Consider the following 17,706-nt stretch of genomic DNA (forward strand, 5'->3'; position numbering starts at 1 on the left):
AGGATAGGCATGGTTAACTTAGAAGAACTGAAACAATTCGTTGCCTTTGCAGAACTGGGCACCCTTGCAAAGGTAGCGGAAGCATTCTTGATTTCGGCACCTTCCCTTTCGCGGAACATGCAGCACGTAGAAGAGAGTTTCGGCGTACCCTTATTTACCCGCAGCGTCAATAAGATCGCACTGAATGAAACCGGCAAAAAAGCGGTCCGCGCGGCACAGATAATTCTGCGCACAGCAGAAACGGCAATCCAAGATGTACAGCGTTTCGATCAGGCGCAAAAGACAATTTATATTTCCGCTTGTGCCCCGATGCCCTTATGGAATATTCTCCCGCGCCTCTCTGCTATTTATCCGCAAAAAATCATCTCTCATCAGATAAGCCAAGTGGAAGATATCCTTTCGGAAATAAAGAACGGTCAAATCAATTTAGCAATTTTGCCTTTTCCGTTAGAAAACGGTAACTACAAGATAGAACCGTTGCTGACAGAAAAACTGTTTATCTCCGTCAGGCCTGACCACGAATTGGCCAACCGATCGGAAGTCTTCTTTGAAGAGATAAACGGTTATAATTTTTTGCTGCGCAGTGAAATCGGCTTCTGGGACAGTCTCTGCCGGGAATACATGCCTTCTTCAAAGTTTTTAGTTCAAAATAATCAATTTGAATTCGACGAATTGGTTCGCACCTCCTCTTTACCGCGGTTCATTACCAACTGTTCTGCCGATTTCCGGTCCATAAAAAAAGACAGGATTGCAATCCCTATCTCTAACCCTGAAGCAACCGTTACCTTTTATTTACACCATGTGGACCGGGAGACAGCACTCGAAAAAAATCACGGATAATAGCGGCGCGAAATACCGTTTAACGGCTGCCTTCCGTATCAACATCTATGCTTAACCTGCGCTAACAAGACTGTACTCTCTCCTCCCGTTACCGATGGTGAGATCAAAATTAAACCGAATCTTCCGCCTGCCTAAGACGGTCATATAGATAAACGGTTCATAAATGTAGTAAAATAAACGTATCCTTTTACTACTGGGAGGCGATATGCAGCAAGACCGCCAACAGCCTGTGCAAGTACGACGGACCGTGCGCCGTGACGACCGGAGCAGGCTTATTGCCGCCGCTATCCTTGTCTTGGGCTACGCCCGCATGGGACAATTGGACGCGGCAACCACCCGTCGCACGCTGTCGCGAATACCAATACGCCGCAACGGTGAGGACATCGGCGATTTCTTTCGTTAGGGAGATCGCTGCCGGCCGGCGGCCGCAGCATGAAACGAAAACACCGAAGCAGCAACGATACGCGCGGCTGTTTCCATTATCTGTTAGAGCAATGTATGGCCATATGGCAAAATTGCAGAAAAGAGGATTTTATGCGCATAAAAACGAAAATCTATTTATTATTGTGCCTCCTTGGCGCGATGACGACCTGCAGCGTTGCAGCAGAGCCGGTAGTGATGATTCCCAATGTATATGGCGACGGAGAAAAAATTGAAGCCTTAGCCATCCAGTATCCCTTCAGCATTGATCATACTTCCGTTGCGGCAGATGCTTTCCAAGTTGCCGATCATCAAGTGGCCGACGTGTATACCAATGTAGAACCGAAAACAGGAAATAAACACGAAGACGGCAAGTATGTCATCGTCGATTTGGTCACTAAAAATACATTATCCCCCTTAGACAAGCAGGGGCCCAAAAAACCGAAAAAGGCAGAAAATGAGAAAGCGGACGCTCCGCTTCATTCCGACCGGACGGCGCCGGTACTCACGGCTTCCGTAGTACAAGTCAAAAATATCCGAGGGACAGACGGTACAATATATCCCGCCAGTACGGAAGTCATGAAAGCAGAAACGGCGACAAGCTCTATTATTGATAAATTTATCATCAAACATTATACGGATAACGAAACAAAAAGCACGATCAGCTATACTGTGTTTTTGCCGGAAAACTATACGCCGCAGCAAAAATATCCTTTGGTTTTCTTTATCGCCGATGCGAGCGCCAATATTAACAACGACCGTACGCCTCTATTCCAAGGCAACGGCGCCACCATTTGGGCTACAGCGGAAGAACAACGGAAACATCAGGCGATCGTAGTCGCGCCGCAATACTCCGAAGACTTGGTCAACTCTTTGGGAATGATGACTACAGATGAAAATAAATGGACACCAGGATTGACACTGGTTACCAATTTACTGAAAAACATTATTTCCACATATCCTGTCGATAAAGATCGCATTTACGGTACAGGTCAATCCCAGGGCGGCATAGCCAACATTGCCATCAGCGACCGATACCCGGATCTATTCGCAGCTCAGTACCTCGTAGCTTGTCAGTGGAATACAGATGAGATGAACGCCTTGCTGCATAAGAATTTATGGATCCTTGTTTCAGAAGGAGACACCAAAGCGTATCCGAGTATGAACGAAGCTGTTTCCAAGTGGCGGCAGGCAGGCGGAAAGGTGGCGACTTCGCCATATTTGTGGGACAGCACTGCCGATGCCGCCACCTTCGCACAATACGTGGCGGACATGGAAGCCAAAGGGGCAACCATAAATTATTCCGTATTTAAAAACGGCAGTCATACCTATACCTGGTCTGTGGCTTATACCATTGAAGGCATCCGCGATTGGCTGTTCAATCAGACTAAATCGGGAAGACCCGTATCGGCGACCGCGTCCGGCAAATTCGAAGCTAAACGACAAAGGCAACTGGCGTTAAAAAAAGAAGCCAGACAGTATTTCGAAACGGGAAAGAACTACTTTAACGGTGAAAACGGCGCACCCAAAGATGCCGTTAAGGCTTGGGCCGCCTTTACGAAAGCGGATAAGCAAGGCGATAAAAAAGCGGCCCGTTATTTGGGATTATTATCGCTTAGCGACCGGAAAATGAAGGCAAGGACCAAACAAGCGTTTACGTATTTCATGAAAGGCGCCGAAAATGGAGATATTACCAGCATGTACTACCTTGGCCGCTGCTATGAAACCGGCACAGGCACCAAGCAAAATATTCAGCTGGCATACCATTGGTATAAAGAAGCCGCCAAACGCGAAGATATCATCGCAGCGCCAGCCATGGCGGCGCTAGCAAGTTTATATGAACGCGGACTGGGTGCAGAGCAAAATCTCCAAATAAGTGAAGAGCTGTATGAAAAAGCGGCGCGCGCCGGATATAAAGAAGCCGCCGACGGTTTACAGCGAGTGCGTGCCAGTCAAAGATCGCAGCGAGAACGGCAATAAAGGCCGTTAAAAAGAACACGCAGACAGGTGCCGTCCGATCGAACCCCTGCTCCACTGTGGTTTCACCCATTAAAACGGCAGCTCACAGGAACGCAAGGCTGTCCAGCAACGCGCAGTTATGCGCTAAAACAACCAGGTAACCAGCGTTTCTGCAGTGGCATTCCTTGCAGGTACAAAAAAATGCCGGCAGAATATTCTGCCAGCATCTCTTTCATTACCAAGCAACGTTTAGCATGTCAATGCTTTTTAAACCGCATGGTCAATGTATTTTCAATGGTGCGCCCAGAGGGAATCGAACCCACGACACATGGTTTAGGAAACCACCGCTCTATCCTACTGAGCTATGGACGCATAAACAATGGTTACGTCTTATCATACCATGTATTGAACATGCTGTCACGGAATAAATATCGCCATACTTGAGATATTTACGGTATCATAGAAAAACATAAAGGAGACTCCTTTCATCATGATGGAATTGGAAAAATTGGCTACTGAGAAACGAAATGCTGAGACTGCCGAAATTGACAGTGTCTCCACGCTGGAAATGATCCGTCTCATCCATACGGAAGATCAAAAAGCGACAGCTGCGATCACGCCGCTCTTGCCACAGATAGCTGCCGCCGTCGACGTCATTGCCGAGCGGCTGCGCCGAGGCGGCCGCCTGTTTTACGTTGGCGCCGGCACATCCGGCCGCCTCGGTATTCTTGATGCTGCCGAATGCCCGCCGACATACGGCACGGCGCCGGAATTGGTACAAGGCCTGATCGCCGGCGGTCGGGCGGCCGTGTTCTGCGCGCAAGAAGGGGCGGAAGATGATAGCGACGGCGGCCGTCAGGATCTGGCAGCGTGCACCCTCACCGCCGCCGATGCCGTCGTCGGACTCAGCGCCTCCGGCAGAACACCTTACGTCATCGGCGCCCTGACCTATGCCAAAAACTGCGGCGCTGCCGTCATTTCCGTCGACTGCAGCAGCGATGCTCCTATCAGTCGTTGCAGCGATATCGACATTTGCGCCCTCGTCGGCGCCGAAGTTATTACCGGCTCGACGCGAATGAAGGCCGGTACGGCGCAGAAACTGATTCTCAATATGCTTTCTACAGGAGTCATGGTCCGCCTGGGCAAAGTCTACGGCAATCTCATGGTTGACGTGAAGACGTCGAACAAAAAGCTGGAAGAAAGAGCTTGCCGTATCGTCATGGAGGCGGCGTCCTGTTCCCGCGCGGCGGCGACGGAAGCATTGTCCGCCGCAAACGGTCACGCCAAAACGGCGATCGTCATGATTCTCCTCGGTCTTTCCGCCACCGCCGCAGCAGCGGCCTTGGAACGACACGGCGGGTATATTCGCAACGTACTGGAGGCCGGCTGTGGAACATAAAGAAAGGGCGGAAGCAATTTACCGTATCATCGGCCCGAAAGACAATATTATCGAGCCGTACAACTGTATGACTCGGCTCCGTTTCCGCGTCAAAGAAGAGTCCTTTACAACGAAGGAACTGGAAATGATTGACGGCGTCAAAGGCATCAATAAAAGCGGCGACGAATGGCAGCTCATCTTCGGCCCGGGCACGGCGGCCAAGGTGACGGCTGAATTGAAAGCGCTCTTGGCAGCGATACCGGCAAAAGAGGCGACATCGCCGGCCGCAGATGCCGCGAAAAGCACTCCGTCCGTCGCAGCCCTTGCCGGTAGAGCCGGTTTCGGCAACGGCAAAGAGCTGCACGAAGCCATTCGCCGGAGAAACAGTACGCCCGGCAGAGACGTGCTGAAAAAAATATCTCATATTTTCGTTCCCATTATTCCCGCATTTATCGCCTGCGGCCTGATTACGGGGCTCGTCAACATTTTCGTTAAGGCCGATCCGTCGCTGACGACTTATCCGACAGTACAGCTCCTGGCCATTGCCGGCAACGCCGCCTTCTGGGGACTGAATCTTTTCGTCGGCGTCCAGGCGGCCGACGAATTCGGCGGCACACCGATCCTCGGCGGAGTCATGGCGGCTGTCATCAGCCATCCCGGCCTCTCGTCCGTCACGCTTTTCGACACCTCCCTGATGCCCGGCCGAGGCGGCATCATCGCCGTCCTGCTCATCGCGTTCTTCGCGGCGACGCTGGAAAAGAGACTGCACCGCATCGTTCCCGATATGTTCGATCTGTTCCTGACGCCCTTGCTCGTCGTCGTCATTTCGACAGCTGTCGCCATCGGCATTTGTCAGCCCGCCGGCGCCGTTCTCTCCGAAGCGATCGGCACGGCGGCGACGACAGCCATTGACAGCGGCGGCGCCGTGACGGGCTTCGTGCTGGGCGGAACATTTCTGCCCATGGTGATGGTCGGCATCCACCAGGGACTGACTCCGATTCACGCCGAACTGCTCAATCGCTACGGCGTCACGATTCTTCTGCCGGTCCTCGCCATGGCCGGCGCCGGACAGGTCGGAGCCGCCTTCGCCGTCTATGGGAAAACAAAAAACAATACCCTGAAAAAAACGATTCTCTCAGCCCTTCCTGTCGGCTTTATGGGCATTGGCGAGCCTTTAATTTACGGAGTCACCTTGCCTTTGGGCAAACCGTTTATCGGCGCCTGCATCGGCGGCGCATTCGGCGGCGCCGTACAGGCCGCCTACGGAATCGGCGCCGCCGCCATCGGCATTTCGGGCCTGCCGTTAGCTGCCGCTACGACAAACCTGAGCGTCTATGTAGCGGGCTTGTTGACAGCTTACGCCACCGGCTTTGTTGCCACTTGGCTGATCGGCTTCACCGACCCGCCTGAAAGCGAGGTATAGCAATGCGTACAGGACTTTCTCTTTATCCCGGTCTCGATAGTACCGCAACATTGGAAAAAACGCTGTCACTAGCTTGCACGTACGGGATAGACCGACTCTTTCTCTCTCTGCACATACCGGAAGCGGATACAACGAAACTCCGTTGCGATCTGCAAAAAATACTGCGCCGCGCCCGGGAAAACCGGCTGGACGTCATCGCCGACATCAGCCCGGAAACAGCCGCCTTCTTAGGGTTCGACGAAGTAACGCCGCAAGCCCTGCTTGCCTGCGGCATTACGACAGCTCGTCTGGATGCCGGGTTCACACCTGCCCAAACGACGTATTTCAGCAAATGCATGACCGTTCAGCTCAATGCCTCGACGATACGGGAAGACGATCTCCTTGCCCTCCGCGCCGCAGGCGCCGATTTTTCCCATATTGACAGTCTGCACAACTTTTATCCTCGCCCTTTTACCGGCTTATCCCCTGCTTTTACGGCGCAACAAACGGCCTTACTGCATCGTTACGGTATCCACGTCGGCGCTTTTATTGCCGGTATGAACACCAAGCGGGCGCCGCTTTACGAAGGACTGCCGACAGTGGAAGATCATCGCTCTTGGGAAACGCTCCGCGCCGTACGTCATTTAAGCGCCCTTCAACTGGATACGGTTTTTATCGGTGACTCCGCCCCGACAGCAGAAGAGGTCAACACCTTAGGCAACGTCGCCCCTATGGATGCCGACACCGTCGTCTTGCGCATCCAGATGCACAGCGACGCCCCTCACCTCCGTCGACTCCTTCAGCGCACCTTTACACTGCGTCCCGACAGATCCGCCTACGTTCTGCGCACGGCCGGCTGCCGCGCACTGACCGGCGACATTCCCATCCTGCCGGCAGGACCGCGCCGCAGGCGTCAACGCGGCGACATCACGATAGATAATCAAGGCTTCGGCCGTTACATGGGAGAAGTCGAAATCGTCCTGACAGACCTCCCCGTTGAAGAACGGACGAATATTGTCGCTTCCGTCCTGGCCGAAGACTTGCCGCTTCTCGACGCGGCACCGTATAAAAAGAAAATCATCTTCCAATGGCAACACTAAAAAAACACCGTGATATCATATTCGCCTGATATCACGGTGTTTTTTATTCGCTCTGCTGTACCGCTGCGGCAAAGTCGCTGAAATGGTCGTTTTTTCTTCCTTCACTGCCCGGCACGAGGTTGAAAAAACAATTCGGGATTTCTTTTAACCGCAAGTTCTTGGCAATACACGGCGTACAGCCTTGGTCCTGATTCTGCAGATGATACGGACAGACCGTATTGGTACACGTACAAAACGTTGCCCGATTCGCCATCGTTTCCTCCTTTATGGATTCTTATTAAAAACAGGACACGCTCTGGCAGCGTATCCTGTTATCACACATACTTTAAATTGTCCGTTTGCAAAGCGTCGGCGTGACGATCACGACGCGGGACATCCAGTCAAACCGCTGTTTCATCAAATCAAATTCCGGGCCTGCCGTTTTGAATTCCGCCGTACCTTCGAGGTATTCGCCCGTTCCCATACCCATGGCGCCTTGCACTTGTTTGGAAACGACAACTAATTTAACGTGATTATTTTCGTTAACATTTTTTTCCGTTTTGCGGAACCCGAAAGCGGGAATCAAGATGCGTTCATCATCTGTAACATGAAGATAATTATTCCACGTATTGACGATGTGGGCATCACCGTTCGCCCAAGATACGAACGATACCGACCCTTCATGCTTTAACAAGTCGTAAAACAATTCGTCTAAAACTTTTTCCATTTTTCATCCTCCATTCTCATATACCAAGTTAACACAGTCAGCTAACGAAGTGAACATTAACCTGATTGTGATTGATATTACCATCTCTGACATCGCTTAACAAGGGGAATTACAACAAAACAAAAAAATATTTACCCCTGCGAAAAGACCGCCGGCCAGCATCGTATACGGATACAGATGGCGGAAAAACAGGCATACCGCGAATGGTCCTCACAAACGCCCTCCGCCGCCACAAACATACGGCGCTACCCGGTCTGCGTCGTCAAATAAACGCCGCCTAAAACGATAACGGCACCAAACACTTCTGAAGGCAAGAGCGCATTGCCTAAAAGCAAACTGATCAAAGCCGTAAAGATGACGACAAAGTTGGCAAAAACACCGACTTGCGCCGCCTTTATCGTTTGCAGCGCCCGGTTCCAGAATACAAACGCCAAAGCCGACGGAAAAATAATGATATAGGTCATACCGATAAGGGCATCTCGGGAGAGGGACGACGGCCACGGCGACAATAGCGCCGCCGGCGTCAGCGCAGCGGTAGCCAAAAAAACGGACAGCGCCGTCGCCGTAATCGGCGGAACGGCGCACGCCCTTTTGCCGTAGATCGTATAAAACGCCCAGAGCAGTCCGGACAGCAACATCAAGGCATCCCCGAAATTATAGGAAAAGGACAGTATCTGCCAGACCGCGCCCTTCGTCACAACGGTCAACACGCCGATAAAAGAAATGATGAGGCCTGCAGTTTGACGCCTTGTCAGCCGTTCCTTCAACAGGAGGGCGGAACCGATAAAAATAAAAAGCGGATTCAGCGTATTGATCACGGCAGCATGAAATGATGTCGTATACTCCAACGCCGTATACAGAAAAAAATTATAACCGAAGGAACCGGCCAGGGCCAAAATCAGCAACTGCGGCCACTGCGGCAAAAAAGAGCGCCACGCCGGCCTTTCCAGCCACTGCGCCAGCGGCAGCAGAAGGACGAGGGCAAAAAGCCAGCGCAAATAGGTCAGCTGAAACGGCGTCACTTCAGTAACGACGTATTTCCCCCAGACAAAATTCCCCGCCCAAAACAGAGTCGCCAGGAGCAATAATATATAGGACTGCGTAAATATCTCCTCCTTTATCTGCGCCGCTGTCAACTCGGAGCGGCACGATAAATACCGGTTCATATCTTAATGAAACGGATATTTCCGCATCCATCTTACTGGAAGCGGCGCGCTGTGTCAATCGGCAACTGCCGATACGCAAAATGCTCATCTGCCCGACAATCCCCGTGCCGCACAATGGCGGCCTGCCTGATTGGTATATCAGGCAGGCCGCCATTGCCTCCTTTTGCTCCCCTTTACATACTGTACCGTTTATTCATCAACGACCTCGTCGTCAATAATCGCTCTGGACCCCCGAGTCCCTGTCCGTATCCGCATACAATCGTCGATCGTGTAAACAAATATCTTGCCGTCTCCAACCCTTCCGGTCTGCAGCGTTTGCCGCGCCGTTTCCAAAACGTCTTCGACCGGCACCTCACAGACGACGGTTTCCAGCTTGATCATCGGCAGTAAATTGACGCTGTATTCCTGTCCCCGATACACTTCGGTGTGTCCTTTCTGCAAGCCGCAGCCAAAAACCTGGCTCACTGTCATCCCCTGAACGCCGATGGCATTCAAGGCCCCTTTCAACTCTTCCAATTTTTCAGGCCGTGCAATAATGTCGATTTTAGTCATTTTACTCATAAACTGCCAACCTCCTTCAGCGCATATCGTCGCTACGCATTTGGACCGCTGTGTACGGCATGTGCCAAAGGCGCCGATACAGGACCTGCCGCCTTGAGCAACGGAGCGTTGGCGGCAAAAATAGATTGGTTGTACGCATGTTCTCCATGTTCGCCGATATCCATCCCGGTAATTTCTTCCGTTTCTTCTGCCCGCACGGTTGTAACCAAGGTAACCAGATAAAAAATGACGGCAGAACCGATAACAGCCAGCGCATACGCTACGACAACGGAAATCAATTGTGCAACAAGAGTATCCGCGCTGCCGTAAAACAAGCCGTCGGCGCCGGCGGGATTAACGGCCGTTGAACTCCAAAGGCCTGTCGCGATCGCCCCCCACGTACCGCCAATACCGTGTACGCCGAAGGCATCCAGAGAATCGTCATAACCGGCCTTCGTCTTCAGCACCGCTACGGCCAAATAACAGATAATCCCACCGCAGAGCCCGATAATTACACTCGGAAAGGGCGCGACAAAACCGGCGGCCGGGGTAATGGCGACCAAGCCGGCCACACAACCGGAGGCCGCGCCGAAGACGGTCGGCTTGCCATGATGAAGCCATTCACAAAGGACCCACGATACGGCCGCCACAGCAGCCGACGCCTGCGTCGTAATGAACGCATTGGCAGCCAATTCATTGGCGCCCAGGGCAGATCCGGCATTAAATCCGAACCAGCCGAACCAAAGGATCGACGCCCCCAGGACGACCATCGGCAAATGATGGGGCAACATCGGAACTTTGCCGTAGCCATGCCGTTTACCGAGTAACAAGCAAAGCGTCAGACCGGAAACGCCCGAAAGGATATGAATGACCAGCCCGCCGGCAAAATCCAGCGCTCCCAACTTGGCCAAAAAACCGCCGCCCCATACCCAATGGGCCATGGGATTATAAATGAAGATCGTCCACAACAGCGTAAAAAGCGCATACGCCCCGAATTTAATCCGTTCGGCAAAAGCGCCGGTAATCAAAGCCGGTGTAATCACGGCAAACATACACTGAAAAGAAACGAAAGCCAATTCCGGAATTCCCGCATCGGCGATAACGTTACCGGCGACATTGGCTAATCCCAACTTATCCAGATCGCCGATAAGCCCGTTAATATCATTACCGAAAACCAGCGTATACCCTAACATAATCCATTCTGCTGAAACCATGGCGACGATAAAAAAGCTGTGCATGATTGTGCTTAATACATTTTTACTGCGAACCATGCCGCCATAAAAGAAAGCCAGTCCCGGCGTCATGAAGAAGACCAAGGCCGCACTGATAAGCACCCATGCCGTATTGCCGGTATCGATTATACCCATGTTCATTCCCTCTCTCTGCTTGGAATATAAGAAACGTTCTCTCTTATGACCAAAACGCGGCCTGCAGCTGCCGACGCCGTAATCATACAAAAAATGTCTTGTTGATTACGGCATCACGCCATAATCAACAAGACATCGTCGTCTCCACCTATTTACTTTGAGTTAGTACTAACTTACTATGGAGTATACTATGCTATTTTTCATTCGTCAATCGTTTTATTTAATTAATTTAAGTTCTTTGCAGATCAAATCCTTCTTTTATAATTCCGTACCATGAAATTCAATGTACATTTAACAACACCGAATGACATTCCCTCATTCGACCAGTTTGACCAGCTTCATGCGGACGATGCGTTTAACCGATGCATCAAGTCGCTGCCGGGAAATTTGACCGCTTTTAACGGCTTTCATCATGCCGTTATAGGCCTCTTCCATGTGGGCGTACTCATGACAGACCAAGAGTATATCGGCGCCGGCCGTAAAAGATTGAACGGCCATTTCGGCAAAGGAGTAATGATTGGCAACGGCCCCCATTTCAAGATCATCCGTAATAATGATGCCGTTAAACCGTTCCTCCTTGCGCAAAAGATCGGTAAGAATGCGCGGCGACAAGCTGGCTGGATACTGCGGATCCAAAGCAAGGTATTTGGCATGGGAAACCATGACCATGAAATCACTCGCTGCAAACTGCGGTATCAACGCTTCAAACGGCTTCAAATCCGTCGCCTTCAGCGTGTCGTAATCGGCAGTAATCGTATTCCCTTCGACATGCAGATCCGATTCGGTGCGGCCGATGCCGGGAAAATGCTTCAGCGAAAAAATAAGGCCTTCGCCTTTATAGGCCCAAGCAACGGCTCCGGCAAAATCACTGACCCGCTGCGGATCTGAAGTGCTGAAAGACCGGCCGTTAGCCAGACCGAGATCCGCGTCGGGAGCAAAATTGACGTTGAAGCCGATGTCATTCAATTCCCTTGCTGAACGCTTGGCATAGGCTGCCGCTTCGCTCACGTCACCGCGGCCGAGATCCGCTGCAGCCGGTACCGTCACCAGTTCCCGTTGCAGCCGCGCTACGGCGCCACCTTCTTGATCAACAGCCAGGAAAAGAGGCAATGTCTGTTTTTCTCGTGCCGCTGCCTGCAGTTGTCTGTTGAGTTCTGTTACCTGTGCTTTCGTCTGCATATTGCGATCGAAGAGGATGATGCCGCCGAACTTAAACTCATTCAAGATAAATTTCGAATCGCTATTGAGTTCACCGCCGTGAATACCGACAATAAAAAGCTGGCCAACCTTTTCATCAAGCGGCATGTCCGCTACGATCCGATCGACGCGCTGATCGAGAGTCAGCGACGTATCCGTCACGGACGACCTGGTTTCACCGCCGGCGCCACTGCCGCCGAAAGGCAGCGCACAGCCCGTCAAAGCGGCGGACACAAAAAAGGACAACGTCACCGCTCTGACAATTTTTTTCACTTGAAAAATTTTCACAATATACCTCTTTTGCCGTTTTTATTCGTACGTCGTAGAAATAACCCGACCGTCACTGTCCGCCATGAGCCACAAGTTCCCCTGCCTGACCATGGTAACATTACCACTGATAATCTGTTTCTTAATCCGGCTGCCTTCGCTGTCACGGGCTTCCAATTGATACGCGAAAATGACCCGATCAGGCGCGACTGACGTTGGTTTGGCATCCAAAATCTTACTGGAAAGGGTAGATGCATACCCGTCCTTCCACGCCTCATACGTTCCCAGATCAGACTGTTTCTGCGATGTCATCAGCGCGTAAGCTTGTATAAAATCATGATTGGTTATCGCTTCATGATACGTTGACAACGACTTGCGCGCTTCATCGGCAATGACTACGTTCGGATCGACAGGCGGCGGTGCCGGCGCCGCTTCTTCCTTCTGCATTCCCCAGCGTGAATCAACGCTATACGTATAAACACCGTATGCGCCGCCGATAAGCAGAACGGCAATGATTCCGGCAACAGCCAACAGCTTCCATTTCTTTCCTGCTGATTCAATCGCCACCGCAGCATCTGCAGGGGCCGCAACAGCGCCGGACGCTCTCGCTAAAGCCGCACCGCACTTTGCACAAAACTTGGCTTCTTCTTTATTTTTTGTGCCACAATTTGGACAAAACATGATCGTATCTCCTCTACTGACTTCATGGCGTTATAAATTATATTTCGTTTTAAAGGCATTCAATTTTGCATAGTAATCGCCATAATATTGATCGCCAGTGGCAAACTTACTGCTGTCACCATTCAATCCCTGATACATCATATTGGCTCGAACGCGCTGGATCTCTATCAGGGCTTTGACTTCGCTTTTGGCCGTATTATCGTTACCGGCCATAATGGTATCAAGTTCATCAACAGGCGCCAATAATTCTTTATAGAAACTGCTTCGCTTCATATTGAAATACGCGCTGTCATAGGTTCCGGAGTTCAGTTTATCGGCCATATCTTTGAGCATTTCTTCATTATGCTGCAAACGCCCCAATGCATTGCTGAGTCCGGCACGAACTTTAGCATGCTGTTCCTGCATCTTCTTTTCAGCTGCCGCTTTTTCGGCGGCTTTTCTATCGTCTTCCGCCTTCTGCGCAGCCCGTGCTTCTGCTTCCGCTTCCGCCTGTGCCGCTGCGACCTTTTGGTTCTGATAATACGTATAACCGCCGGCACAACAGCCTAATACGGCGGCAACAGCAACGGCAATGACCAGCAAATTTTTCTTATTTCGTTCAAAAAATGACGATCTTGCCACAAACGCTACCGGCTGTTCGCACGACAGTTTCTCCGGCTCAACTGTAGATTTTCCGTTGAGACCCATCCCGCATTCAGGACAAAATTTGACATGATCGGCAATTTTTTTGCCGCATTCGGGGCAAAACCTCGTCATAATGCGCCTCCGCTTCTATTTAAGGTCAATTAATTTTTTCGCACTGTATCTGTACGGAAATATCCGTAGGCCTGTCTTGCTTTACGATGCCGACACATATTCCCTGCGCCGTCACAAAATCGCCGATCTTGACTTTATTCGCTTCAGCGGCTTTATCGGCAGGAATATCGACGAGAAGGGTATACGATTTTCCGCCGACAGTCTTCGTATAAAGCGCTAAGGCAAAATTGCTCGAATTATGGAATTGATTCTTAGCAATCAGTTTGCCTGTAATTTTTATCTTCTTATTCTTATATTTTTGTTCGGCCGTTCCCTGGTCGCGGATATAGTCTTCAATAACGGTCTGCGATTTCACGACTTCCACACTTGATGAACCGCTGTTATCTCTACTGAGAAGAAAACCCGCTGCCGCCAAAATAATGATAATAACGCCAACAATAATACCGATCACTTTCCCCTTACTCATCCCTTGGGCAGCCCCCATCTGTCCCGCCACGGCAGCGGCGGCACCCTTTATTTTCGTACCGCATTCAGTACAAAACACCGCATCTTCATCCACTACCTTGCCGCACTTCGGGCATTTGTGTACAACCGGCTGAGAAGCGCCGCATTCTGTACAGAACTTCGTTTCATCTGGTAATTGAGCCCCGCATTTAACACATGCTTTCGACATAATACACCCTCCATGATTATTTAATGATGATACTACCCAGACCTCGTCATATATTTATGATTATTATATCATTTTTATATATATGTTACATTACAAATACATTACAAAGCTATCTTTGCAGACCCTTTTTCAACCATTATTTTTTACTGCCGACATAAACGGTTCGTTCCATTTAAACTTTACGCTCTGACAAATACACCTGTTCGCCGCTATAGTTAAAGAACGCAGACGTTTCATACAGCCCCTTCCTTTCGCTTCTCCATTGTCGGCGAACGACGTCGCTGTCTGCGCGCAGTATATCATTTTCTTCTGCGTACTGCCCGTATTGACGGAAACCATATTTATTTTCTGTCTCAGCAAAAGATACCTCTCCCGCCAATAAACGCCGCGTATCCGTAAGAAGCATGTCCCCAATCAAAACTTGATTCTTTTCAGTCATTCCTTTATACTCAATTAGTCAAATATTTTTACTTTTTTTGAGGAAAGCTAAATGAATACACAACAGCCTACAGATTCTTTACTCTCCAGACAGCGCCTTTACGCCCGCTTGCGAGATCATCAATTTTCCCTGTACGAAGACTATGCCCGCAAGCACGGCCTGCAAAGCAAGTCGCTCTTGATCCTCTTATGGATCTATCGCCATCGGCAGGGCATTTCCCAGGAAACGATCGTCAAACATACGTATTCGACGAAGCAAGTCGTCAACGCGACGATCAAGATGTTTCTGAAAAAAGACTATGTCCGCATCACCGTAAGCCTTGCGGACAAGCGAAAAAAAATCATTACCTTGACGCCAAAAGGACATCACTTCGCCGCTTCCGTTATCGACCCGATGGATGAGGCAGAAAGCAAGGCCTTGACGCGGCTCGCGCCGGCGAAGCAAGCGGCGCTGCTCCGACTGACGCAAGACTTCACCTTTTTATTAACGGATGAGTTGACGGCGCTACAGCGCGAAAGAAAGGACTGCCATGATCGAATTTAGAGACGTTTCCAAGACATACGGAAACACAACCGTTCTCTCCTTACCGAGCTTGACGATTAACGACGGCGATTTCTTCGTTCTCGTCGGCCCCAGCGGCAGCGGCAAGACGACGACGCTGAAACTGATCAATCGTCTGCTTGATCCGAGTCGCGGCGAAATCACCATTGACGGAAAAAAAGTCAGCGACTATCCGCTCCGCGAACTACGACTCCATATGGGGTACGTTTTACAGCAAATCGCCCTTTTTCCCAATCTTACGGTAGAGGAAAATATCGGTCTTGTCCCAACCATGAAGGGGTGGACAAAAGCCGAGCGGCTTGCACAAACAACGGACTGGTTAGAAAAAGCGGGATTATCTCCCGCCCTATACAGCCGCCGTTATCCCCGTGAACTTTCCGGCGGAGAGCAACAACGTGTCGGCATTATTCGCGCCCTCATCGGCAAACCGAAGATCGTCTTGATGGACGAGCCTTTCAGCGCCTTAGACCCGCTTTCACGCCGCCAACTGCAGAACCTGGTCAAAGCGCTGCACCGCGAGCTGGGTCTGACGATTGTCTTCGTCACCCATGATCTGGCAGAAGCCGCGTACTTAGGCAATCATCTGGCCATTATGGAATCCGGAAGAATCGTCCAGATCGGAACGCCTGACGAACTCCGCAATAACCCGAAGAATACCTTCGTTTCCCGTTTTTTCCATCCTGGAGGTTCCGATGCTGAATAACCTGCTGATTACCTTCACAGCACGGCAGAACACCTGGCTACCGGCATTAGGGCAGCATATACAACTTTCTCTCAGCGCACTGCTGCTCGCCACTATCATCGCCGTCCCGCTGGGAATCGTGCTCTCCGGTCAAAAACGGCCGGCAGAAGCGGTCTTGCAGCTTTCCGGTATTATGCAAACGATTCCGTCATTGGCGCTCTTGGGCCTCATGATCCCCTTTTTCGGTATCGGCGCCATTCCCGCACTAATCGCCCTCATCGTCTATGCACTCTTTCCGATCCTGCAAGGCACGCTGACAGGTTTGCAGGAAATCCCGCCGGAACTGCATGAAGCCGCTGAAGCCTTGGGTCTGAACAGGCGAGAAAAATTGAAAACCTATGAACTGGCGCTGGCCATGCCTGTAATCACCGCCGGCATTCGTACGGCAGCCGTCATGATCATCGGCACCGCCACGCTGGCAGCATTGATCGGCGCCGGCGGTCTCGGCACCTTCATCCTTCTGGGAATCGACCGCAGCAACGACGCGCTCATTCTCATCGGCGCCGTCACGTCAGCTCTGTTGGCGGTTCTCTTCAGCTACGCGATTCACACGTTGGAACGGCGTTCGCTCCGAACGGTTCTGCTGACGTTGGGAATCGTTTCCCTGGGACTCGTTATTTCCTTCGTTCCCTTGATTCCGAAGCATGACAAGATCGTCATTGCCGGCAAGCTTGGCCCCGAACCGGAAATCCTGATCAATATGTACGGTGAACTGATTCGGAAAAACACGGATCTGGAAGTGGAGTTGAAGCCGAACTTCGGCAAGACAACCTTTCTTTATGAAGCGCTGAAAGCGGGAACCATTGATATTTACCCCGAATTTACAGGCACGGTGACAGCCAGTCTCCTGAAAACGCCGCCATCGGTAACGAACGACGCGCGACTGGTCTACGAGGCGGCCCGCGACGGCATCAAGGCGCAGGATAATTTAGCCTATCTCGAGCCGGCAGCGTATGAAAACACCTACGCCATTGCCGTCCCCCGCATCTATGCGGCCGCCAATCAACTGCAAACGATTTCCGATCTTGCTGCCGTAGAAAAAACGGCACAGGCCGGCTTCACCCTGGAATTTAACGACCGAGATGACGGCAATCGCGGCCTTGTCTCTCTGTATGGACTCAACCTGCGCGTCAATACGATGGAACCGGCTCTCCGTTATCAGGCAATAGCGCAAGGAACCATCCAGATCACCGACGCCTACTCAACGGACAGTGAACTGAAACAATACGATTTGGTCGTATTGGCTGACGACAAACATCTCTTTCCACCTTATCAGGGGGCCCCGCTCATGCGCCAGGAGACACTTGACAACCATTCTGAACTGCAGGCCGCGCTGGAAAAACTAGCAGGGCGTATGACAGCGGAAGAGATGCGCGCCATGAACTACGACGTGCGAGTCAACGGCCGCAGCGCCCACGACGTCGCTGTCGAATATCTGAAACGTCACCACTTGATCTGACCCCATGACCAAACGAGAAAGGAAAAACACGATGTCATTGATGAAAGCAGCCG

20 protein-coding genes and 1 tRNA gene are annotated in these 17,706 nt (G+C 51.2%); 9 read left to right on the plus strand and 12 right to left on the minus strand.

Features of this window, described 5'->3' with window-relative positions:
* The first annotated feature begins 9 nt into the window (after positions 1 to 9).
* From C0977_RS07625 to C0977_RS07635, 3 genes are all read left to right on the plus strand, one after another.
* Positions 10 to 840, plus strand: coding sequence for a LysR family transcriptional regulator (locus tag C0977_RS07625; RefSeq protein ID WP_101912977.1), 831 nt, complete (start codon positions 10 to 12; stop codon positions 838 to 840).
* A 205-nt stretch (positions 841 to 1,045) separates the two neighbouring features.
* Positions 1,046 to 1,243, plus strand: a complete 198-nt coding sequence (locus tag C0977_RS07630) for a hypothetical protein (protein WP_101912978.1) — start codon at positions 1,046 to 1,048, stop codon at positions 1,241 to 1,243.
* A 131-nt stretch (positions 1,244 to 1,374) separates the two neighbouring features.
* Entirely contained in the window at positions 1,375 to 3,240 is a 1,866-nt protein-coding gene (locus tag C0977_RS07635; RefSeq protein WP_145995083.1) for an alpha/beta hydrolase-fold protein, read from the plus strand.
* Between the two features lie 274 nt (positions 3,241 to 3,514).
* Here C0977_RS07635 and C0977_RS07640 read toward each other — a convergent pair.
* Positions 3,515 to 3,591, minus strand: a tRNA-Arg gene (locus C0977_RS07640).
* 118 nt (positions 3,592 to 3,709) lie between these two features.
* On the opposite strand from C0977_RS07640, the gene murQ reads away from it, so the two are divergent.
* From murQ to C0977_RS07655, 3 genes are read left to right on the plus strand one after another with little or no spacing between them, the layout of a single operon-like run.
* Positions 3,710 to 4,618: an N-acetylmuramic acid 6-phosphate etherase gene (gene murQ / locus C0977_RS07645; protein WP_101912980.1), complete on the plus strand. Its 909-nt coding sequence runs from the start codon at positions 3,710 to 3,712 to the stop codon at positions 4,616 to 4,618.
* The gene (locus C0977_RS07650) at positions 4,608 to 6,020 is read left to right on the plus strand and encodes a PTS transporter subunit EIIC (protein WP_101912981.1); all 1,413 of its coding nucleotides are present in this window, start codon (positions 4,608 to 4,610) and stop codon (positions 6,018 to 6,020) included. Before murQ ends, C0977_RS07650 begins: the two co-directional genes overlap by 11 nt.
* A gap of 2 nt (positions 6,021 to 6,022) precedes the next feature.
* Entirely contained in the window at positions 6,023 to 7,099 is a 1,077-nt protein-coding gene (locus C0977_RS07655; protein ID WP_101912982.1) for a MupG family TIM beta-alpha barrel fold protein, read from the plus strand.
* 43 nt (positions 7,100 to 7,142) lie between these two features.
* Here C0977_RS07655 and C0977_RS07660 read toward each other — a convergent pair whose 3' ends face one another.
* From C0977_RS07660 to C0977_RS07705, 11 genes are all read right to left on the minus strand, one after another.
* Positions 7,143 to 7,352 carry a DUF6485 family protein gene (locus C0977_RS07660; protein WP_101912983.1) on the minus strand — a complete coding sequence of 70 codons (210 nt, stop codon included), beginning with the start codon at positions 7,350 to 7,352 and terminating at the stop codon, positions 7,143 to 7,145.
* A gap of 72 nt (positions 7,353 to 7,424) precedes the next feature.
* Complete coding sequence (locus C0977_RS07665; RefSeq protein WP_101912984.1) at positions 7,425 to 7,805, minus strand: pyridoxamine 5'-phosphate oxidase family protein; 381 nt, start codon at positions 7,803 to 7,805, stop codon at positions 7,425 to 7,427.
* 245 nt (positions 7,806 to 8,050) lie between these two features.
* On the minus strand, positions 8,051 to 8,941 hold the full coding sequence (locus C0977_RS07670; protein ID WP_234987622.1) for a DMT family transporter: 891 nt from the start codon (positions 8,939 to 8,941) through the stop codon (positions 8,051 to 8,053).
* Positions 8,829 to 9,125, minus strand: a complete 297-nt coding sequence (locus tag C0977_RS10880) for a hypothetical protein (RefSeq protein ID WP_159459047.1) — start codon at positions 9,123 to 9,125, stop codon at positions 8,829 to 8,831. Before C0977_RS10880 ends, C0977_RS07670 begins: the two co-directional genes overlap by 113 nt.
* 35 nt (positions 9,126 to 9,160) lie before the next feature.
* Positions 9,161 to 9,523: a P-II family nitrogen regulator gene (locus C0977_RS07675; RefSeq protein ID WP_234987623.1), complete on the minus strand. Its 363-nt coding sequence runs from the start codon at positions 9,521 to 9,523 to the stop codon at positions 9,161 to 9,163.
* 41 nt (positions 9,524 to 9,564) lie between these two features.
* On the minus strand, positions 9,565 to 10,878 hold the full coding sequence (locus tag C0977_RS07680; RefSeq protein WP_101912987.1) for an ammonium transporter: 1,314 nt from the start codon (positions 10,876 to 10,878) through the stop codon (positions 9,565 to 9,567).
* 315 nt (positions 10,879 to 11,193) lie between these two features.
* Positions 11,194 to 12,363 (minus strand): glycoside hydrolase family 3 N-terminal domain-containing protein, encoded by a 1,170-nt coding sequence (locus C0977_RS07685; protein ID WP_101912988.1) that lies wholly within the window; start codon positions 12,361 to 12,363, stop codon positions 11,194 to 11,196.
* Between the two features lie 21 nt (positions 12,364 to 12,384).
* Complete coding sequence (locus C0977_RS07690; RefSeq protein WP_023052624.1) at positions 12,385 to 13,023, minus strand: zinc ribbon domain-containing protein; 639 nt, start codon at positions 13,021 to 13,023, stop codon at positions 12,385 to 12,387.
* Between the two features lie 30 nt (positions 13,024 to 13,053).
* On the minus strand, positions 13,054 to 13,779 hold the full coding sequence (locus C0977_RS07695; RefSeq protein ID WP_101912989.1) for a zinc ribbon domain-containing protein: 726 nt from the start codon (positions 13,777 to 13,779) through the stop codon (positions 13,054 to 13,056).
* Positions 13,780 to 13,804: 25 nt separating this feature from the next.
* Positions 13,805 to 14,452, minus strand: a complete 648-nt coding sequence (locus C0977_RS07700; RefSeq protein WP_101912990.1) for a zinc-ribbon domain-containing protein — start codon at positions 14,450 to 14,452, stop codon at positions 13,805 to 13,807.
* Positions 14,453 to 14,624: 172 nt separating this feature from the next.
* The gene (locus tag C0977_RS07705; protein ID WP_101912991.1) at positions 14,625 to 14,891 is read right to left on the minus strand and encodes a hypothetical protein; all 267 of its coding nucleotides are present in this window, start codon (positions 14,889 to 14,891) and stop codon (positions 14,625 to 14,627) included.
* A gap of 51 nt (positions 14,892 to 14,942) precedes the next feature.
* On the opposite strand from C0977_RS07705, the gene C0977_RS07710 reads away from it, so the two are divergent.
* The 3 genes from C0977_RS07710 to C0977_RS07720 are packed head-to-tail and all read left to right on the plus strand — an operon-like array spanning position 14,943 to position 17,653.
* Positions 14,943 to 15,434, plus strand: coding sequence for a MarR family winged helix-turn-helix transcriptional regulator (locus C0977_RS07710; RefSeq protein WP_023052612.1), 492 nt, complete (start codon positions 14,943 to 14,945; stop codon positions 15,432 to 15,434).
* On the plus strand, positions 15,421 to 16,155 hold the full coding sequence (locus C0977_RS07715) for an ABC transporter ATP-binding protein (RefSeq protein WP_101912992.1): 735 nt from the start codon (positions 15,421 to 15,423) through the stop codon (positions 16,153 to 16,155). Before C0977_RS07710 ends, C0977_RS07715 begins: the two co-directional genes overlap by 14 nt.
* Positions 16,145 to 17,653 (plus strand): ABC transporter permease/substrate-binding protein, encoded by a 1,509-nt coding sequence (locus C0977_RS07720; RefSeq protein WP_101912993.1) that lies wholly within the window; start codon positions 16,145 to 16,147, stop codon positions 17,651 to 17,653. The genes C0977_RS07715 and C0977_RS07720 overlap by 11 nt, the downstream gene beginning before the upstream one ends.
* Positions 17,654 to 17,706: the final 53 nt, after the last annotated feature.

The sequence above is a fragment of the Megasphaera vaginalis (ex Bordigoni et al. 2020) genome (assembly GCF_900240295.1).
In the GTDB taxonomy this organism is placed as follows: Bacteria; Bacillota; Negativicutes; order Veillonellales; family Megasphaeraceae; genus Megasphaera; species Megasphaera vaginalis.

What these genes read in the sequence shown, in the direction of transcription:
- C0977_RS07690 (WP_023052624.1), bottom strand. Translation starts at nt 13,023, where the DNA reads ATGTTTTGTCCAAATTGTGGCACAAAAAATAAAGAAGAAGCCAAGTTT.
- C0977_RS07700 (WP_101912990.1), bottom strand. Translation starts at nt 14,452, where the DNA reads ATGTCGAAAGCATGTGTTAAATGCGGGGCTCAATTACCAGATGAAACG.
- C0977_RS07665 (WP_101912984.1), bottom strand. Translation starts at nt 7,805, where the DNA reads ATGGAAAAAGTTTTAGACGAATTGTTTTACGACTTGTTAAAGCATGAA.
- murQ (WP_101912980.1), top strand. Translation starts at nt 3,710, where the DNA reads ATGATGGAATTGGAAAAATTGGCTACTGAGAAACGAAATGCTGAGACT.
- C0977_RS07635 (WP_145995083.1), top strand. Translation starts at nt 1,375, where the DNA reads ATGCGCATAAAAACGAAAATCTATTTATTATTGTGCCTCCTTGGCGCG.
- C0977_RS07720 (WP_101912993.1), top strand. Translation starts at nt 16,145, where the DNA reads ATGCTGAATAACCTGCTGATTACCTTCACAGCACGGCAGAACACCTGG.
- C0977_RS07655 (WP_101912982.1), top strand. Translation starts at nt 6,023, where the DNA reads ATGCGTACAGGACTTTCTCTTTATCCCGGTCTCGATAGTACCGCAACA.
- C0977_RS07695 (WP_101912989.1), bottom strand. Translation starts at nt 13,779, where the DNA reads ATGACGAGGTTTTGCCCCGAATGCGGCAAAAAAATTGCCGATCATGTC.
- C0977_RS07715 (WP_101912992.1), top strand. Translation starts at nt 15,421, where the DNA reads ATGATCGAATTTAGAGACGTTTCCAAGACATACGGAAACACAACCGTT.
- C0977_RS07710 (WP_023052612.1), top strand. Translation starts at nt 14,943, where the DNA reads ATGAATACACAACAGCCTACAGATTCTTTACTCTCCAGACAGCGCCTT.
- C0977_RS07705 (WP_101912991.1), bottom strand. Translation starts at nt 14,891, where the DNA reads ATGACTGAAAAGAATCAAGTTTTGATTGGGGACATGCTTCTTACGGAT.
- C0977_RS10880 (WP_159459047.1), bottom strand. Translation starts at nt 9,125, where the DNA reads ATGGCGGCCTGCCTGATATACCAATCAGGCAGGCCGCCATTGTGCGGC.
- C0977_RS07680 (WP_101912987.1), bottom strand. Translation starts at nt 10,878, where the DNA reads ATGGGTATAATCGATACCGGCAATACGGCATGGGTGCTTATCAGTGCG.
- C0977_RS07675 (WP_234987623.1), bottom strand. Translation starts at nt 9,523, where the DNA reads ATGACTAAAATCGACATTATTGCACGGCCTGAAAAATTGGAAGAGTTG.
- C0977_RS07660 (WP_101912983.1), bottom strand. Translation starts at nt 7,352, where the DNA reads ATGGCGAATCGGGCAACGTTTTGTACGTGTACCAATACGGTCTGTCCG.
- C0977_RS07625 (WP_101912977.1), top strand. Translation starts at nt 10, where the DNA reads ATGGTTAACTTAGAAGAACTGAAACAATTCGTTGCCTTTGCAGAACTG.
- C0977_RS07630 (WP_101912978.1), top strand. Translation starts at nt 1,046, where the DNA reads ATGCAGCAAGACCGCCAACAGCCTGTGCAAGTACGACGGACCGTGCGC.